The sequence below is a fragment of the Thiobacillus sp. genome (assembly GCF_018780105.1).
Classification (GTDB): domain Bacteria; phylum Pseudomonadota; class Gammaproteobacteria; order Burkholderiales; family Thiobacillaceae; genus Thiobacillus.
On the sequence record NZ_JADMKC010000002.1, the window covers coordinates 254621 to 272523 of the forward strand.

Consider the following 17903-nt stretch of genomic DNA (forward strand, 5'->3'; position numbering starts at 1 on the left):
CGCTCAGAGCATCGCGCCGAAGTTCCAATCCATAATCATCCAGCGCCGTTCGTTGTTGCCTTCGACGATAAGCCGATGGCCGCGACGCTGGAGCGCGCCGGGGTGGGTGACGAACTGTCCCTCCCGGAACGGCAGCGTGGAACGCTCGATGCGCCAGGGTGCGGGGCCGTTGCGATGGCCGAAACTGATCTCGACATTCAGCCAGTCGAGCAATTGCGCGCGGGAGGGCCGGGATCGAGCGATGAGGCTGGCCAGGTCGGAAACATTTTTCTGATTGGCGATATGCGGCAGGGGATGGGCGCGGCCCCGCACATGGATGAAACAGTCGCCCGCGACGAGGAGCCAGGCGGGGCGCGCGGGCAGCTCGCCGGCGTCCACCAGCAGTTCGAGCGCGGCGGTGCCGCCCAGGCTGTGCTGCAATCGTTCCCAGATTTCCCGATAGTCTGCGTCGACACCGGTCTCGATCACACGCTCGCCGTCAAACACCATGCGGCCGATGTCGCGTCTGCCATTGGCAGGCTGGAAATCCAGCTGGCGATGCCAGGTGCAGTCATCACCATCCACCTGGGTGACGCCGCAGAAACCCTGCTGGGTGGCGAGCCAGGCCAGCTGGGCGTCGTCGCATTCGGCGAGGCAGGTGACGCCGGAAAAATCCGGCCGCCCGGCGGGGATGCGCAGGTCGGCGTGCCAGCGCGGTGTTTGCAGCCATAACACCTGGCTGCGTTCATCGCGCACGCCAGCGGTTTCGAGCAGCGTGCGCTTCCAGACGCCGAGATAGGCGTTCGGAACCGGTGCAGGTTGTTCCGTCCAGTCACCTAAGTGGCATGGATTGGATACTGTCACTTGATGCGTGGCGATGTGCACTGGCTCGGGCCCGTCGCCGTGCCGCTGAGCAACACTTCCATTTCCGCTGCGGGTACCGGCCGGCTGAAAAAATAACCCTGCAGTTCGTCGCAGCCGTGCTGGCGCAGAAAATCCAGGTGCGCACGGGTTTCCACGCCTTCGGCCACGACTTTGAGCCCCAGGGCGTGGCCCATGGTGATGATGGCGCGCACGATGGCGGCGTCGTCGGGGTCGCTGTCGATGTCGCGCACGAAGCTCTTGTCGACCTTGAGGCGGTCGACCGGGAAGCGCTTGAGATAGCTGAGGCTCGAATAGCCGGTGCCGAAGTCGTCCACCGCGATGTCGACGCCCAGCGCCTTGAGCGATTGCATGGCGACATTGATGCGTTCGGCATCGTGCATGACGAAAGATTCGGTCAGTTCCAGTTCCAGCCACGATGGATGCAGCTCGGCTTGTTGCAGGGCGTCGGCGACCGACTGCACCAGTCCGGTATGGCGGAACTGGATCGGCGAGAGGTTGACCGAGACGCTGATGGAGGGCAATCCGGCGCGCTGCCAGGCGCGGTTCTGGCGGCAGGCTTCCTGCAGGATCCATTGCCCGATGGGGATGATCAGCCCGGTTTCCTCGGCGATCGAAATGAAGCTGTCGGGCGGGATCAGTCCCTTGACGGGGCAGTCCCAGCGGATCAGCGCTTCGGCGCCGATGATGCGGCCGCTGGCGACGTCGACACGCGGCTGGTAGTAGACGCGGAACTCGTTGCGCTCGAGCGCGTGGCGCAGGTTGTTTTGCAGTTCCAGGCGTTCGCTGATCGCCTGATTGAGTTCGGGCGTGTAGGCGTGATAGGTGCTGCGGCCGGAAGATTTGGCCTTGTACATGGCGATGTCGGCGCAGCGCAACAGGGCGTCAGGGGTGTCGCCGTCGCGCGGATAGCAGCTGATGCCGATGCTGCAACCGAGGCCGTATTCCTGCCCGTCGTGCAGCCAGGGTTTGGAGATGACTTCCAGCAGGCGGTTGACGATGGCCAGGGTTTCGTCCGCATCGTGCTGCTCGGTGAGCACCAGAACGAACTCGTCGCCGCCCTGGCGCGCCACGGTGTCGTGGCTGCGAACGCAGGTCATGAGCCGGTCTGCCACTTCCAGCAGCAGGCGGTCGCCGATGTGGTGGCCGAGGCTGTCGTTGATCAGCTTGAAATGGTCGAGATCGACGAATACCACGGCCACCCGCATGTTTTCGCGGTGCGCCTTGGCGATGGCCTGTTCGATGCGGTCGCCCAGCAGCAAGCGGTTGGGCAGACCGGTCAGGCTGTCGTGGTTGGCCTGATATTCGAGTTCGGCTTCATGCTGTTTGCGTTCGGTGATGTCGACTACGGTGCCTTCGAAAAACTGCACGCTGCCATCCGCATTCATGACGGCGCGCGCGTTCTCGGAAATCCAGATCACGCTGCCGTCCATCCGGTGGACCTGCGATTCGAAATTACGCACCGCGCCGTGTTCCTGCATCAGATTTACGAATGCCGCACGCCGCTCCGGCAGCACGTACAGCTGGCGCGAAATGTCCTGCAGATGCTCGATCAGCGCGTCCGCCGAGGCGTGGCCATATATGTGCGCCAGCGCAGGATTGGCGTTGAGGTAGCGGCCTTCCGGCGTGGTCTGGAAGATGCCTTCGGTGGCGTGCTCGAAAATGCTGCTGTAGCGCCGTACGGCCTCGCGCAGCATTTCGTTGGCCGCCATGCGGTCGGAAATGTCCTGGATATAGCCTTCGATCCAGGCCAGCCGGCTGTTCTCGTTGCGTATCCCGACCCCGCGTTCGAGCACCCAGCACACCCGGCCATCGGCGCGCTGGATGCGGTATTCGACCTCGAAGGAGGTGTTGCTTTCCAGGGCGGCGTGAATGGTGCGGCTGACCTGCGCGCGGTCTTCGGGCAGCGTGATCTGGTCGTACGACACCCGGGTGTTGAATACCAGCTCGTCGGGCCGATAGCCGGTGAGCTTGTGGCAACCGTCGCTGACGTACTCCATGGTCCAGATGGCATCCACCCGGCAGCGGTAGATCATGCCGACCAGATTGTCCGTAATCGTGGTGAGCAGGCGCGTGACGTCGAGCGGTGCGTCGGCATCCGTCCCGTCCGCTGCGACCTTTCGCGCGGACCCAAGCTTCAAGACCGTATTCAGAACCATGCTGCGTTTCCTGGAGATCAAGGGTTACGCGTTCTCCAGGCTGGATATCCTCGTGGCGCGTGCGGTGGCGGAGCTGGCTGTAGCCGTTCCCGCATCGCGTGCTGCAGATGAATAATTGATGCGGACGACAGTGCGTCACGCACCCCGACAGACAGGGTCTAGCAAATCCTGTTCCAGATTTGCGCCGCCGGTGCGATACCCGGCAGGCCGCGTCTTTGCTCGGCTTGGAGGGGGGCTGCGGTTGAGGGCGGAGCGGGGTCGGGCTGTCGTGACCCATATCGGTGCGGCCTGCCGCCTGTCATGCACCAAACTGGCGTGCCGCAATGCGCCCTTTTGTATTGAGTGGCTTTTCGGTAGGCTTCGCGCTACTTTCAGGAAAACCGATCCCATGCACTTCACCCCCGAATCCTTTCGCGCCTGGCCGACCAAGCGCGTCACCCTGCTCGGCATGTCGGGCGTCGGCAAGACGCATATTTCGTCGATGCTGCGCGGCCACGACTGGTTTCATTTTTCCGGCGACTACCGCATCGGCACGCGCTACCTCGACGAACCCATCCTCGACCTGATCAAGCAGCAGGCGATGCAGGTGCCGTTTTTGCGCGATCTGCTGCGCAACGACTGGATCGACATCAAGAACAACATCAAGATCCACGACCTGGGGCCGGTGCTGACCTTCGTCGGCAAGCTGGGCGGGCCGGAGTGGGGCGGCTTGTCGCTCGACGAATTCTCGCGCCGGCAGGCGGCGTACCGCGAGGCGGAGATTGCAGCGATGCGCGATGTGCCGGCCTTCATCCGCAAGGGCCAGGAGATCTATGGTTATCCGCACTTCGTCAACGACGTCGGCGGCAGCCTGTGCGAGCTGGACGAGCCCGGCGTGGTCGAGCTGCTGGCCGAGCACACGCTGATTCTCTACATCCAGACCACCACGCGCGAAGAAGAAGACACGCTGATCAAGCGCGCGCAGTCCGACCCCAAGCCGCTGTATTTCCGCCCGGCTTTTCTCGCCGAGCAGCTGCCGGTCTACCTGAAGGAAAAAGGCATCGAATTTGTCGCGCAAATCGAGCCGAACGATTTTGCACGCTGGGTGTTCCCGCGCCTGTTCCATTCGCGGCTGCCGCGTTACGAGGCGATTGCGCAGCCGCACGGCTACACCGTGACCTCGCAGGAGGTGGCGCAGGTGCGGGATGAACAGGATTTCACGTCCCTGCTGGAAACCGCGATTGCAAGAAAGGGGTCAGGGGTCAGGGGTCAGGATTCAGGGGGAACGCATGCCGCTGGTCGCGCATAACGCGCTGCCCACCTTCGAGCGCCTGCGCCGCGACGGCATCACGGTGCTGTCGCCTGAGCGCGCCGCCAACCAGGAAATCCGCGAGCTGCACGTCGGCCTGCTGAACATGATGCCGGACGCGGCGCTGGAAGCGACCGAGCGGCAGTTCTACCGGCTGGTCGGCGAGTCCAATCCGATCGCGCAGTTCTACATGCACCCGTTCACCCTGCCCGCGCTGCCGCGCAGCGAATCGGCGCAGGCGCACATCGCGCAGTATTACGAAACCTTCGACACCATCCGTGCCGCCGGACTCGACGCCCTCATCATTACCGGCGCCAACGTCAGCCATCCTAATCTGGCCGACGAAGCGTTCTGGCAGCCGCTGATTGAGGTGATCGACTGGGCCTGGGACAACGTCACCTCGACCCTGTGTTCCTGCCTCGCCACCCACGCGGTGATGCAGTTCCGCCACGGCCAGACGCGGGTCAAGCAGCCGCACAAGATCTGGGGCGTGTTCGAGCATCGCGTCACCGACGCGCGCCATCCGCTGGTGGCCGACATCAACACCCGCTTCGACGTGCCGCATTCGCGCTGGAACGATGTTTCGCGCGCGCAGTTCGAGGCGGCCGGCGTCAAGGTGCTGGCCGAAAGCGCGGGCGCCGGCGTGCATATGGCGGTTTCCGGCGACGGTCTGCGCACGGTGTTCTTCCAGGGCCATCCCGAATACGACACTGTGTCGCTGCTGAAGGAATACAAGCGCGACCTGCTGCTGGCGGCGGCGGGCACGCTGCCGGCCATGCCGCCTTTCCCGGCGCGCTATTTCAACCGGCAGGCGCAGGCGCTGCTGCTGGAATACCGGGCGCGCACGCAGGCGGGCGAGTCGCTCGGTTTTCCCGAGTCGCTGCTGCTGCCGCAGCTCGACAACACCTGGCACGACACCGCCGAGGGCGTGATCGGCAACTGGATCGGCTGCGTCTACCAAGTGACCCACCGCGAGCGCGGCCTGCCCTTCATGCCGGGCATCGATCCGGCCAACCCGCTGGGACTGGTATGACAACTGCGGCGGCGCATTTTGACGCAGCCCAGGACGCGCTGATTGCCAGCGGTGCCTGGCACGTCGATGCGGCCGCCGCCCTGCCGCGCCTCAGCGGCCACAGCGTGCGCGTGCTCGATGGCGCGGCCATCACCCAGCTCGATACCAACGGCGCGTGGCTGTTGCTCAATGCCGTGCGGCCGCGCGCCAGCGACCCGCTGCCGGAGCTGCGGGGCTTCCAGCCGCAGCATCTGTCCCTGCTGAATCTGGTGGCGCAGCACGCTGCCGTCACCGCTGCGGCGGTCGAGGCGCAGCAGCCCGGCGTGCTCGAGGCCACCGGGCTGGGCGCGATGGCCTTGTGGCGGAACTTCAGCGGCCTGGTCAATTTCATCGGCCAGCTGAGCATCGAACTGGCGCTGCTGATCGGCCGCCCCGACAACTGGCGCTGGCGCGAGCTGGGGGCGCAGGTGAATGCGGTGTTCGTCGGCGCGATTCCCATCGTGATCGGCATGATGTTCCTGCTCGGCGTGGTATTCGCCTACCTGCTGGGCGACCAGGCGCAGCAGTACGGTGCCAGCATCTTCGTCGTCGACGGTCTGCTGATGGCGATCCTGCGCGAGATATCGCCGGTGATCGTGGCCGTGCTGATTGCCGGACGCAGCGGCGCGGCCATCACCGCGCAGATCGGCACCATGAAGGTCAACGAGGAAATAGACGCCATCACCACGCTCGGCCTGTCGCCACTGGCGGTGCTGGTGATTCCGCGCATGATCGCCCTGCTGATCGGGTTGCCGCTGCTGGTGTTCATCGGCGACATTGCCGGCATCCTCGGCGGCATGCTGGTCGCACACCTGCAGCTGGATATTTCGCCGCACCTTTTTCTGGAACGGACCAGCAGCGTGCTGGAGCTGAAAACCCTGCTGGTCGGCATTCTGAAGGGCCCGGTGTTTGCGGTATTCATCGCGCTGATCGCCTGCCGCATGGGCCTGTCGGTCAGCCGCGACGCCCGCAGCGTCGGCGCCAACACCACTTCCACCGTGGTGCAGAGCCTGGTGGCCATCATCGTGCTCAACGCCATTTTTGCCGTGATGTTCGTGCAGCTGGATATATGAGCAGCCACAACGTGATCGAGGTGCAGGGCGTCAGCACCACCCTGGGCGGCAAATCCATTCATCGCGACCTCGACTTGTCCGTCGCGCGCGGCGAAGTCATTGCGCTGATCGGCGGCAGCGGCACCGGCAAGTCCGTTCTGCTGCGTGAAATCATCGGCCTGCTCAGGCCGCAGGCGGGGCACATCCGGCTGTTCGGCCACTCGGTGTGGGACAGCACGCCCGAGCAGATGAACCTGCTGCGGCGACGCTTCGGCGTGCTGTTTCAGGATGGCGCGCTGTTTTCCTCGCTGTCGGTGGAAGACAACGTCGCCACCCCGCTGTTCGAACACACCGAACTGCCGCATCCGCTGTGCCGCCAGCTGGCGCGCCTGAAACTGGCGCTGGCCGGGCTGCCTGCAGACGTGTCCGCCAAGCGGCCGAGCGAACTGTCCGGCGGCATGCGCAAGCGCGTGGCGCTGGCGCGCGCGCTGGTGCTCGATCCCGAGTTGCTGTTTCTCGACGAGCCGACCTCCGGCCTTGACCCGATATCGGCGCGCGCCTTCGACAAGCTGATCCGCCTGCTGGCCGACAGCCTGGGGCTCACTGTATTTCTCGTCACGCACGACTTGGATACACTCTTTTCAATTATCGACCGCGTCATCGTGCTGTCGAATGGCCGCGTGCTGGGCAGCGGCAGCGTGGCTGAACTCAAGCAGATCGACGACCCGTGGCTGAACGATTATTTCGCTGCGCGCGCGCCGAATGGAGAAACCGTACATGGAAACTGAAGGTCGCTACACCCTGGTCGGTGCGCTGGTGCTGGCAGTGATCGCGCTGATGGCGCTGGCCATCGTGTGGCTGGCGGGCGCCGCCGACAACATCGCCTACCGCAACTACGTCGTTTATTTCGAGGACCAGTCGCTTGACGGGTTGGCGGTCGGCAGCCCGGTCAAGATGCGTGGCATCAAGATCGGTACGGTCGATGGCTACGACTTTGCCAATACCCGGGATGAGGCCGTCTCCGTGATCGCGCGGGTCGACGCCGACCTCGCTATGCATCGCGGCGCCGTGGCCTATATCAAGCGCAATCTGGTGACCGGCATTGCTGCAATCGAAATCGTCAACGGTCCGAATACCGAACCCGTGCTCACGGCCGTTGGCGACGAAGAGTATCCGGTCATCGCCGAGGGCCGTTCCGATATCGACAAGGTCGCCGTCACGTTCACCAAACTGGCGGACAACGGCGGCGAGATTCTGGACAAGCTGAACAAGGTGATGTCGGAAGAAAATCAGCGCGCGCTCAGCCAGTCGCTGGCCAACCTGAAAACGCTGTCGGCCCAGCTCGCGGACAACAAAGAGGGCTTGAAACCCACGCTGGCCGACGTGCGCGCCTCGGCGGACGAGTTCCGCATCGCCAGCACCAGCATCCGGCAGGCCACCGGCCGGGTCGAGGGCAGTCTGGTCGGGCTTGCCAGCAATGCGGATGTCGCTCTCAAGGAAGCGGTCGTCGCAATGGACAAACTACAGCAGGACGCCAGCGTGATTTCCGCCAGCATCCAGCAGCTGAGCGATACCGGCACGCTGGAAATGGCCCGTCTCAGCAGCGAGGTGCGCAACAGCACCGAAGCGCTCACCACCACCGGACAGCGCCTGTCCGACCCGCGCGCGATCCTGTTCGGGCCGGCGCAACCGCAGCTCGGCCCCGGAGAAAAACTGCCATGAAAACCGCCTGTTTCCGTCTGGTGTTGCTGTCGGCCAGCGTCCTGCTCGGCGGCTGCGTCAGCCTCGGCAATTCGTCCGACACCCCGGCTGCGGTGTATTACGTGCTGAACGACGCCGCGCCGGTCACCGCGCCGCTGCCGCCGGCTGCCGGCGCGGCACCCAGCCTGCGCGTGATCGACACCACCACCGGCAGTTTCTACGACACCGACCAGCTGGTTTTCAGCCGCAGCGCCGATACCCGCGGCCTCTACCAGTTCGCGCGCTGGACCGAGCGTCCGGGCAAGCGCTTCACCGAACTGATGCGCACCCGCCTCGAACGCCAGGGCGGCTGGAATGTCGCCTCGGGCAGCTATGTGCGCGCCGACTGGCTGCTGGACACCGAGCTGGTCGAGTTCTACCACGACGCCGCCAGCGAGCCGGGCCAGGTGAGACTGGTGCTGCGCGCCAGCCTGCTCGATATCAAACAGCGCAAGCTGCTGGGCCAGCGCGTATTCGAACAGCAGGTGCCGCTGGCGAACTACGACGCAGCCGCCGCCGCGCAGGCCTCCAGTCAGGCGGTTGGCCGTGTGCTCGACGATTTGACCGTCTGGCTCGCCAGTCTCAAATAAGTGCCTACAATTCAGGCAGCATCCTTGCTGCCCGCGCCTCACAAAAAAAGGAGAGAGACCATGAAACGCCTGCTTGCCGCCCTGTGCCTGTGTTCCGTCGCTGCCGTCGCCCACGCCGAAATATCGCAAAAATTCGGCAACCTCGAAATCCACTACAACGCCCTGCCGACCGACGAACTGCAACCCGAGGTCGCCCGCGCCTACAAGATCGAGCGCAGCAAGACGCGCGGCATGGTCACCCTGTCGGTGCTGAAGAAAAACAAGGTCGGTGTGCCCACGCCGGTGCCCGCCAAGCTCACGATCTATGCCACCAACCTCACCCAGCAGTTGTCCAACATCAGCATGCGTGAAATCAAGGAAGGCTCGGCGATTTACTATATCGGCGAATTCCGCGTCGCCCCGCCGGACACGCTGAAGTTCAATGCCACCGTCGAAGTGGCCGGCGAACCCAAATACGAAATGAGCTTCGACCAGAAATTCTTCAAGTAAACGCGAACGGCGGCAAGCGCGCTTGCCGCCGTCACGTCACCCGGACGCACCCGTCCGACCCTTCCCGGAGCGATTGATGCAGTCACACGACATGGAATATGCGGGTTTCTGGGTGCGCGTGGGCGCCGCATTGATCGACACGCTGCTGATCATGGCGATCACCTTTCCCCTGCTGGTTGCGCTCTACGGCTGGGAATATTTCGGTGCCGAGCAAACAGCGCTGATCGCGGGACCGGCCGATTTCCTGATCAGCTGGGTGCTGCCGGCGCTTGCCGTGATTGCGTTCTGGATGACCCGGCAGGCCACGCCCGGAAAAATGGCCCTGTCGCTGCGGGTCGTGGATGCCGCCACCGGCAACACCCTGACGGCCGGCCAGAGTATCGGGCGCTACCTTGCTTATTACGTTTCGATGCTGCCCCTGTTTCTCGGGATCATCTGGGTGGCGTTCGACAAGAAGAAGCAGGGCTGGCACGACAAACTGGCCGGCACCGTGGTCGTGAGATCAAAGCGCCGTGGCACGGAGCCGGTTCGTTTTGGCTAGTGCGCTGCGCAGCTGGCTTTGGCGGTACAAAAAGCCCCGGTCCCGGGGCTTTTCCATGCGGGCGGTGCAGAGCCCGCCTGACTTTCAGGTGTTCGAAAACGCCGAATAAGCCAGATTCAGCAAGCCCCATACGCCAAAGCCGGCCACCGTCAGCCCCGCCACACGGCGCACCCACAGCTGCTGCATGAACGGCTGGATCTGCCGAGCGAACAGGCCCATCCCCAGCAGGTTCGGCAGCGTGCCCAGCCCGAATGCCAGCATCAGCGCTGCGCCCGAGGTGGCGCTGCCCGCCGCCAGCGCCGACACCAGCACCGAATACACCAGCCCGCATGGCAACCAGCCCCAGGCCATGCCGGCGAGCAGCGCCTGCGGCATGGTCTTCACCGGCAGCAATTTCTGGAACAGCGGTTTCACCGCGCGCCACAACACGCCGCCGGCGCGCTCGAACACCAGAACCCACTGGCTGAAGCCAGCCAGATACAGGCCAAGCAGAATCATCACGAGCTGCGCCAGCACGAACAGCAGCGTCTGCACCGGCATGAATTCCGCCAGCTTCAACGATGCACCGAGCGTCCCGGCCAGCGCGCCGAACATCACGTATGAACTTACCCGTCCCAGGTTGTAGGCCAGATGCAGGCGAAACGGCGGCGTGCTGCCATCGGCGCGGAACGAGAACGCAGCGACGATGCCGCCGCACATGCCGACGCAATGCACGCCGCCGAGCAGGCCGGCGAGCAGCGCGGTGAGGAGGGAGAGTTCGATCATGCTTGCTTATGATTTCGGGATACCAGCCACACCAGCAGCAGCACCGGCAATCCGATTGCCGCGGTTCCGGTGAAGAAATTCGCCCAGCCGTACGCATCGACGAACTCGCCGGAAAAGCCCGCGATGAACTTGGGCAACAGCAGCATCACCGAGGTGAACAGCGCGTACTGCGTGGCCGAATAGGCCTGGTTGACCAGGCTGGACAGGTAGGCAACGAAGGCGCTCGAAGCGATACCCGCCGACAGGTTGTCGGCCGACACCGTGAACACCAGCGCGGAGACATCGTGGCCGCGCCCGGCCAGCCAGACGAACAGCAGGTTGGTCGCGGCCGACAGCACGGCGCCGAGAAACAGCGTGCGCATCACGCCGAGGCGCAGGGTCAGCAGGCCGCCGAGCGCCGCGCCGACGATGGTCATGATCACGCCGTAGACCTTCGACACGGTGGCCACCTCGTCCTTGGTGAAGCCCAGCTCCTGATAGAAGGGGTTGCTCATCACGCCCATCACCACGTCCGAGATGCGGTAGGTTGCGATCAGTCCCAGCATCAGCAGCGCCTGCCACTTGTAGCGCTGGATGAAGTCGATAAAAGGCGACAGCACTGCGCTGTAAAACCACGCCGTTGCAGTCAGCAGCCAGCCGGACAGCCCCGCGGCGGCGAAGCGTTCGCGCGTGTGCGCCTCGCGCTCGACGGTCGAAACGGAAATCTTCTTTTCCGGTTCGCGGATGATCAGCGTGGTGAGGATGCCGACCACCATCAGTGCCGCCATCACCGTGTACGCCACCTGCCAGGGGCGGAAATCGTAGGTCGCCTCGCTCGGGTCGAACGCCGCCGCGATCCACAGCGCGCCCGCGCCGGCAGTAATCATCGCGATGCGGTAGCCGGCCTGGTAGGTTGCCGCCATCGCGCCCTGCTTCTCGGCTTCCACTGCCTCGATGCGGTAAGCGTCGAGCGCGATGTCCTGCGTCGCCGAGGCGAACGCCACCGCCAGCGCAAAGAACACCATGTGCGTCAGGTCCAGCACAGGATCGGTGTTCGCCATTCCCAGCAGCGCGGCGGCAATGCAGACCTGCGACAGCAGCAGCCACGCCCGCCGCTTGCCCAGCCGCGCAGTGAGGAAGGGCAGCGGTAGTCGGTCCACCAGCGGCGACCACAAAAACTTGAAGCCATACGCCAGCCCCACCCAGGAGAGATGTCCGATCGTCGCGCGCGCAATGCCCGCTTCCGACAGCCAGAACGACAGCGTGCCGAGCACCAGCAGCAGCGGCAGCCCGGCCGAAAAACCGAGGAACAGCATGCCGACGACGCGTGGGTGGGTGTAGACCTTGAGGGCGTTGAGCCAGGGGTGGGACATGGTGAAGGGTAAGCGGTTAAGTGCGGGGTGCGATGCGTTCGCGCAGCCAGGCGGCGAGCATCGCTTCGTCCCATTCGCTGGCAGCGACTGCCAACACGGCCAGCGTCGCTTCCGCCTGGGTAGCCGTCAGCCGTTGTCCATTCGAGTAGAGGAACAAGCCTGTTGCAAGGAAGGCGGCGCGCTTATTGCCATCGACAAAGGGATGATTCTTGGCAAGGCCGACGCAGTATGACGCCGCCAGTTCGCACACATCCGGGTCGCCATACGCCGCCAGATTGAGCGGGCGCGCCAAAGCGGAATCGAGCAGGCCTTCGTCACGCAAGCCCGGCAAGCCGCCGTGTTCGGCCAGGCTCTCGTCGTGCAGCAGCAGCAGGGCGCGCTTGTCGAACCACTTCCAGGCGTGCGCCACTTACTTCGCCAGTTCGTGGAAGGTGTCGCGGAAGTCGCGCATGAATGCGCGGCCTGCTTCGATCTGTTCTTCCAGGCTGGGGTCGTAGGGCGTCACCGCCACGCCCTCTGGCGTTTCGGTCACAAACACCGTATCGCCTTTTTCCAGCTTCAGGCGTGCCAGTATTTCCTTGGGCAGGATCAGGCCGACTGAATTGCCGATTTGGGTGAGTTTCAGGGCGTGCATCGCAGACTCCTGTTAGTTATAACGGTTGTTATATTAGGCGGTGTTGCGGCATAAGCCAAGGAGCAGACCGGGGAGGCGGCTTGGCGCAAAGTCTGGATTTGTCGTGCAAGACGCCTCGCAAGCCGAACGCACTGGCGGGAGATTTCAGGCAAACCGCCGAACCCTGTCCGCGCATCCCTTCATCGGCCGACGCGGCGACCTTGAAGACACCCGCGAACAGATCTGCACTGCAACTCTCTTGGGTGCGGCGCTCGATGTAATCGGCGCGCATTACATTGCGCACCATCAGCATTCGCGCCCGCCCCGCCGAACTCGAAGCCTTTCAGTCGCATCAAGTCACCGTTTTTGTTCTGGCAGCGGGCAATGCTTCGGCGGCCGAAACGGCCGAGCTCATCACCCGTCTCTACGACAAAATCCAGCGCCTGGCCGCTCAGGCCAAACCGCCGGTCATGGTCAGCGTGACCCGGTCGGGAATCAGCAAACCCATCAAGTTCAAGTAGCGGTGGTTTTTTTCCGGCTGCGCTTGACCGTGGCCGCTGGCAACAGCGACGTCAGCGCCTGATAGCGCGCGAACAGGAACGCCACCCGCTCAGCGTCGGATTTGAAGCCGGTTTTTCCGTAGGCCTTGTCCACCGCCGCGTCGAGCTTCTGGTGCGCTTTCAGCAGCGCGGGCGGCATGGAGAGCGGGTCGTAGAGGTCGGCCAGCGTCGATCCGGGGAATTGCGTGCGGGCGTCGAGCACGGCCTGGGCGGCGGTTTCGATGGTCTGCCGGGTCTTGTCGTCCGGGGCGTCGGGCCAGGGGAAGTTGTTGTAGACCGACGGCTCATAACGAAAACGACTTTCCAGACGACCGCAGGTGTAACGCACCCAGGCGTTGTGCATGGTGCTGTTCATGATGCCGAAGTGGTACAGGGTTGCGCCAACGGCGATCCGAAGTTGATTGCTGGCAATAACATCACTGGAGAGAAAACCTATGGGAATAAACCGGCGGTTCTCAGATGACACTTCCGGTAGTGCCAAATAGTCGCCATCCGGTTGCCTGTCCTGCGTGAACAGGGTGGGTTGGTTGGCGAATTCCCGCACGCTTTTGGTTGGACTCCGTTTGCGTGTCTCGGCCACGGCGGCCACCCGCTTCATGACGTGCGGCATGGATTTCAATTCGCCCGGGCCGATGCCTTTCAGCCATAGACACCAACGGGGATTGCCGTTGATGAGTTCCTCGCCGCCGATATAGACCCGCAACCACTTTTCAGCGGCAGGTTCTATTGCCAGCAGCTCGGCCTTTTCCGATTCGGTAAGAATCAGATGGCCGCCATCCGTTGGCTGGCTGCCTTTGATGAGCTGCGGCAAGCCTTGCGGCGTGGTGGTTCTAGACGGCAGGATGACATCCGGCGCATCGACGAGATAGGGGTTGATGTTGGCCGCCTGGATGGCATGTGGCTCTCCCTTGATGTCCTCGTATTCAAAGATGGTTTTCTCTGCCGTATCGCGCAGCCCGAAGCCGACGATCACACAATGCACTGCGGCCTTGCCACGCGCTTCATTGCTCCATGAGAAGGTGCGATGGGCGAAGTGGATATGGACACTATGTTCCAGCAGATAGCCCCACAAGGTGCCGACCTGTTCGCCTTGGCAGATGCTGTTGGTGGATACCAATGCGCAGGTGATAGCCGGGTTGGTTTTCATGTAATCCGCAGCCTTGCGGTGCCAGCAGGTTACATAGTCCAGGCGTCCGAAACGGCCATCCGTGCCCCAAATCCGCTCCATGTCCGCCATCTGCTCCGCATTGCGCCACTGGTGTCCGATGAACGGCGGGTTGCCCATGACGTAGCTCGCCCGCTCCGCCGGCAGCACGTCGTTCCAGTCGAGCGTGAGCGCGTTGCCATTCACGATGTGCGGGCTGGTCTTGAGCGGAATGCGGGCGAAATACATGCCGAATTCCTCGCTCACCTTGAGATTCATCTGGTGGTCCGCCAGCCACAGCGCAACCTGGGCGATCTGGGCAGGGAATTCCTCGATTTCGATGCCGTGGAACTGGTCGACGTCGATGGAGAGCAGCTGGAAGATGTCGATCAGCGATTGCTTGAATTCGCGTTCCAGCGCGAGCGAGGCGCGCAGGATTTCAAGTTCCAGCAGGCGCAGCTCGCGGTAGGCGATGACGAGGAAGTTGCCGCAGCCGCAGGCGGGGTCGAAGAAGGTGAGTCCGCGCAGTTTTTTATGGAATTCGAACAACTTGTTGCGGTTCTTTTTGACTTTGTCGAACTCGGCCCACAGCGCGTCGAGGAACAGCGGCTTGATGAGCTTGAGGATGTTTTCCTCGCTGGTGTAGTGCGCGCCGAGGTTGCGCCGCGCCGTCTTGTCCATGATCGACTGGAACAGCGCGCCGAAGATGGCCGGCGAGATCGCGCTCCAGTCGAGCGCGCAGGCATCGAGCAGGGCTTCGCGCATGGCCGAATCGAAATCGGCAATCGGGATAGGCTCTTCGAACAGCCTGCCGTTGATGTAGGGGAAAGCGGCGAGCTGGTCGTCCAGCGCCTTGCCGCGTTTGGCTTCCGGGGTGTTCAGTACCTGGAACAGCTGGGCGAGCAGAGGGCCGAGGTCGGAACCATCCTCGCGGGTGCGTTCCTCGATATAGGTGCGCAGCGCCTGCGCGGGCTGGAAGATGCCGGTGTCGTCGGCGAACAGACAGAACAGCAGGCGCACCAGCAGTACTTCGAGCGCGTGGCCCTCGAATCCGGCGGCTTTGAGCGCGTCGTGCAGCCGGCCCATGCGTTCGGCGGCCTGGATGTTGACCGGGTTCTGCGGCTTGATTTCCTGGGTTTCGTAGCCGGCGATGAAACCAAAGTGGCGGATGTGCTTGTGCAGATCCTTCAGCGTAAATTCGCGGGTGTCGCCGGTTTCCAGATCGTGCAGGCGAAAGCGTGCGAAGTCGCACACGACAATGTGGCGCGGTAGATCGCGTTCCTTGATGCCGGGGAAGTAATCCAGCGCCTGATCAAAGGCGCGGTCGAGGTTCTTGCCGCGCGATTTCTGCTCGACCAGCAATACGCCGGGCCAGAACAGGTCGACGTATCCCTGATCGCCGCCGTATTTCTTGACCGCGTGCTCGAAGGTGGCGACGCGCTTGTTGGTAATGCCAAAGATTTCGAAGAAGGCGATCCAGAACGGCTTGGCCTCGCTGTCTTCGTTGGCGGCGTCGGCCCATTCGCGCGAGAACGATAACGCGCGGGATTTGATCTCGTTCCAGGAAAGCGGCATGGCTACGGAGTGTAGTTGTAATCGACGATCAGCGGCGCGTGGTCGGAAAAGCGCTGGTCTTTGTAGACGCTGGCAGCTTTTGCCTTGGCGGCGATGCCGGGGGTGGCGATCTGGTAGTCGATGCGCCAGCCGACGTTCTTGGCATACGCCTGGCCGCGGTTGCTCCACCAGGTGTAGGCCTCGCCGGTGTGCTCGGGATAGAGGCTGCGGTAGACGTCGACCCAGCCGAGTTCGTCGAACAGGCGCGTCATCCAGGCGCGCTCTTCGGGCAGGAAGCCGGAGTTCTTCTGGTTGGATTTCCAGTTTTTCAGGTCGACCTCTTTATGCGCGATGTTCCAGTCGCCGCAGATGACGATTTCGCGGCCGGACTTGATCAGGACTTCGAGATGCGGGAAGAACGCGTCCATGAAGCGGAACTTGGCCTGCTGGCGCTCGTCGCCGCTGGAGCCGGAGGGCTGATAAAGCGAGATGATGGCCAGATTGCCGTAATCGGCCTCGATATAGCGGCCCTCCAGATCGAATTCGGGCACGTTCAGGCCTTCGACGATGCGTTGCGGTGCCTGGCGGGTGTAGACGCCGACGCCGCTGTAGCCTTTTTTCTCGGCGTAGTGGAAAGCGCCGGTCAGACCGTCGCACTGGATGAATTCGGGTTTGAGGTCGGCTGCCTGAGCCTTCAACTCCTGCACGCAGACGACGTCGGCGTGTTGCGTGGGCAGCCAGTCGAAGAAGCCCTTGGTGGCGGCGGAACGGATGCCGTTGAGGTTGGCCGATATAATTCGCATCTAGATTGATTCAAGAAGTTAAGGGATATGTCCGATTACAAAGCCGAGTTTGTGGAATTCGCCATCGCATCGAACGTGCTGTGTTTTGGCGAGTTCAAGACCAAAGCGGGGCGGATGAGCCCCTATTTTTTCAATGCGGGGCTGTTCAACGATGGCGACAAGCTGAAACGGCTCGGCGAATTTTACGCCAAGGCGATTGTCGATTCAGGAATCGTCTTCGACGTGCTGTTCGGCCCGGCATACAAGGGCATTCCGCTGGCGGCGAGCATCGTGATTGCATTGGCGGGCATGGGCAGGAATGTGCCGTTCGCGTTCAACCGCAAGGAAGCCAAGGATCACGGCGAAGGCGGCACGGTAGTGGGCGCAGAGCTGAAGGGCCGGGTGTTGATCGTCGACGATGTGATTTCGGCGGGCACCTCGGTGCGCGAATCGGTGAACCTGATTCGCCAGTGCGGGGCCGAGCCGGCCGGCGTGGTGATTGCGCTGGACCGGATGGAACGCGGTGCGGGCGAACAGTCCGCCGTGCAGGAAGTGCGCGAGCAATATGGCATGCCGGTGGTGGCGGTGATCACCCTGGATAATCTGGTGGAGTTTTTGGAACGAGATGCGAACAGACAACAGGTTTTGCAAGCCGTGGCCGGATACCGCTCAACGTATGGCGTGTAGGGTACTGCTGGCGGCCTTGCTGCTGACAGCAGGCGCCGCGCAGGCGGCGATGTACCGCTGGGTGGACAGCAACGGCCGCGTGCAGTACGGCGATACCTTGCCGCCGACTTATCAGCAAAGCGGCGCGGCCGAGATGAACAAGCAGGGACAGATCATCAAACGCACGCAATCCGAAGCCGAGCGCAAGGCCGAAGCCGTACGCAAGGCCGAAGAGGCAAGAGTTCAGCAGGAACAGCAAAAGCAGGCGCAGTCCGATCGCGCGCTGACTTCCACTTACACCACCGAAGCCGAAATCGACCTGGCGCGCGACCGGGCGCTGGAACACCACAAACTGGCGATCAATGGCGCGAAAATCCGCAGCGTGGCGGTGGATGCCAATCTGGCCGAACTGAATGAGCGGATTGCCATGATCGAGAAAGCCGGGCGCAAGGTGGGGTCAGGCTTGCAGGGCCAGCTCGATCAGGCGACCCGGGAAAGCCTTGAGTTGAAGCGCACCATCCTCGCCAACGAAGAGGCGATGCAGAAAGTGCGCGAGAAATATGCCGCGGACAAGGCGCGTTTCCGCGAATTGACGGGCAAATGATTTGGGGTACCTCCGTCGCCTGACTGAGGGCGTGGATGTGAATTCAGAAAACTGGCCGGCGTGATCCGGCCAGTTTTTTTATCCCTGCAACT

The 17903-nt window shown here is 63.1% G+C and carries 19 protein-coding genes; 11 read left to right on the forward strand and 8 right to left on the reverse strand.

What is annotated here, in order from left to right:
- Positions 1 to 3: 3 nt before the first annotated feature.
- Both IV098_RS01665 and IV098_RS01670 read right to left on the reverse strand, forming a co-directional pair.
- The gene (locus tag IV098_RS01665; RefSeq protein ID WP_296885800.1) at positions 4 to 864 is read right to left on the reverse strand and encodes a hypothetical protein; all 861 of its coding nucleotides are present in this window, start codon (positions 862 to 864) and stop codon (positions 4 to 6) included.
- Positions 840 to 3020 (reverse strand): bifunctional diguanylate cyclase/phosphodiesterase, encoded by a 2181-nt coding sequence (locus IV098_RS01670; protein WP_296885802.1) that lies wholly within the window; start codon positions 3018 to 3020, stop codon positions 840 to 842. Before IV098_RS01670 ends, IV098_RS01665 begins: the two co-directional genes overlap by 25 nt.
- A gap of 388 nt (positions 3021 to 3408) precedes the next feature.
- Here IV098_RS01670 and IV098_RS01675 point away from each other — a divergent pair, with 388 nt between their 5' ends.
- From IV098_RS01675 to IV098_RS01710, 8 genes are all read left to right on the forward strand, one after another.
- A complete protein-coding gene (locus tag IV098_RS01675) occupies positions 3409 to 4308 on the forward strand; it encodes an ATPase (protein ID WP_296885803.1) in 900 nt (299 codons plus the stop codon).
- Complete coding sequence (locus IV098_RS01680) at positions 4289 to 5341, forward strand: homoserine O-succinyltransferase (protein WP_296885805.1); 1053 nt, start codon at positions 4289 to 4291, stop codon at positions 5339 to 5341. Before IV098_RS01675 ends, IV098_RS01680 begins: the two co-directional genes overlap by 20 nt.
- Positions 5338 to 6432 carry an ABC transporter permease gene (locus IV098_RS01685; RefSeq protein ID WP_296885807.1) on the forward strand — a complete coding sequence of 365 codons (1095 nt, stop codon included), beginning with the start codon at positions 5338 to 5340 and terminating at the stop codon, positions 6430 to 6432. The genes IV098_RS01680 and IV098_RS01685 overlap by 4 nt, the downstream gene beginning before the upstream one ends.
- Positions 6429 to 7199, forward strand: coding sequence for an ABC transporter ATP-binding protein (locus IV098_RS01690; protein ID WP_296885809.1), 771 nt, complete (start codon positions 6429 to 6431; stop codon positions 7197 to 7199). The genes IV098_RS01685 and IV098_RS01690 overlap by 4 nt, the downstream gene beginning before the upstream one ends.
- A complete protein-coding gene (locus IV098_RS01695) occupies positions 7189 to 8133 on the forward strand; it encodes an MlaD family protein (RefSeq protein ID WP_296885811.1) in 945 nt (314 codons plus the stop codon). Before IV098_RS01690 ends, IV098_RS01695 begins: the two co-directional genes overlap by 11 nt.
- Complete coding sequence (locus IV098_RS01700; RefSeq protein WP_296885813.1) at positions 8130 to 8741, forward strand: ABC-type transport auxiliary lipoprotein family protein; 612 nt, start codon at positions 8130 to 8132, stop codon at positions 8739 to 8741. The genes IV098_RS01695 and IV098_RS01700 overlap by 4 nt, the downstream gene beginning before the upstream one ends.
- Positions 8742 to 8801: 60 nt before the next feature.
- Positions 8802 to 9230, forward strand: a complete 429-nt coding sequence (locus IV098_RS01705) for a DUF4426 domain-containing protein (RefSeq protein WP_296885815.1) — start codon at positions 8802 to 8804, stop codon at positions 9228 to 9230.
- 76 nt (positions 9231 to 9306) lie between these two features.
- Positions 9307 to 9771, forward strand: a complete 465-nt coding sequence (locus IV098_RS01710) for an RDD family protein (protein WP_296885817.1) — start codon at positions 9307 to 9309, stop codon at positions 9769 to 9771.
- Positions 9772 to 9855: 84 nt separating this feature from the next.
- On the opposite strand, the gene IV098_RS01715 is transcribed toward IV098_RS01710, so the two are convergent.
- From IV098_RS01715 to IV098_RS01730, 4 genes are read right to left on the reverse strand one after another with little or no spacing between them, the layout of a single operon-like run.
- Positions 9856 to 10536: a sulfite exporter TauE/SafE family protein gene (locus tag IV098_RS01715; protein WP_296885819.1), complete on the reverse strand. Its 681-nt coding sequence runs from the start codon at positions 10534 to 10536 to the stop codon at positions 9856 to 9858.
- The gene (locus tag IV098_RS01720; RefSeq protein ID WP_296885821.1) at positions 10533 to 11888 is read right to left on the reverse strand and encodes an MFS transporter; all 1356 of its coding nucleotides are present in this window, start codon (positions 11886 to 11888) and stop codon (positions 10533 to 10535) included. Before IV098_RS01720 ends, IV098_RS01715 begins: the two co-directional genes overlap by 4 nt.
- Before the next feature lie 16 nt (positions 11889 to 11904).
- The gene (locus IV098_RS01725) at positions 11905 to 12297 is read right to left on the reverse strand and encodes a type II toxin-antitoxin system death-on-curing family toxin (RefSeq protein WP_296885823.1); all 393 of its coding nucleotides are present in this window, start codon (positions 12295 to 12297) and stop codon (positions 11905 to 11907) included.
- Positions 12298 to 12522, reverse strand: coding sequence for an AbrB/MazE/SpoVT family DNA-binding domain-containing protein (locus IV098_RS01730; RefSeq protein ID WP_296885825.1), 225 nt, complete (start codon positions 12520 to 12522; stop codon positions 12298 to 12300).
- A 275-nt stretch (positions 12523 to 12797) separates the two neighbouring features.
- Here IV098_RS01730 and IV098_RS01735 point away from each other — a divergent pair, with 275 nt between their 5' ends.
- A complete protein-coding gene (locus IV098_RS01735) occupies positions 12798 to 13022 on the forward strand; it encodes a hypothetical protein (RefSeq protein ID WP_296885827.1) in 225 nt (74 codons plus the stop codon).
- Here IV098_RS01735 and IV098_RS01740 read toward each other — a convergent pair.
- Together IV098_RS01740 and IV098_RS01745 are read right to left on the reverse strand one after the other, a co-directional pair.
- Positions 13015 to 15780 (reverse strand): DNA methyltransferase, encoded by a 2766-nt coding sequence (locus IV098_RS01740; protein WP_296885829.1) that lies wholly within the window; start codon positions 15778 to 15780, stop codon positions 13015 to 13017. The genes IV098_RS01735 and IV098_RS01740 overlap by 8 nt on opposite strands.
- A 2-nt stretch (positions 15781 to 15782) precedes the next feature.
- Positions 15783 to 16562, reverse strand: coding sequence for an exodeoxyribonuclease III (locus IV098_RS01745; RefSeq protein ID WP_296885831.1), 780 nt, complete (start codon positions 16560 to 16562; stop codon positions 15783 to 15785).
- A 27-nt stretch (positions 16563 to 16589) separates the two neighbouring features.
- Here IV098_RS01745 and pyrE point away from each other — a divergent pair, with 27 nt between their 5' ends.
- Together pyrE and IV098_RS01755 are read left to right on the forward strand one after the other, a co-directional pair.
- Complete coding sequence (gene pyrE, locus IV098_RS01750; RefSeq protein ID WP_296885832.1) at positions 16590 to 17228, forward strand: orotate phosphoribosyltransferase; 639 nt, start codon at positions 16590 to 16592, stop codon at positions 17226 to 17228.
- A complete protein-coding gene (locus tag IV098_RS01755; RefSeq protein WP_296885834.1) occupies positions 17218 to 17811 on the forward strand; it encodes a DUF4124 domain-containing protein in 594 nt (197 codons plus the stop codon). The genes pyrE and IV098_RS01755 overlap by 11 nt, the downstream gene beginning before the upstream one ends.
- Positions 17812 to 17903 lie beyond the last annotated feature (92 nt).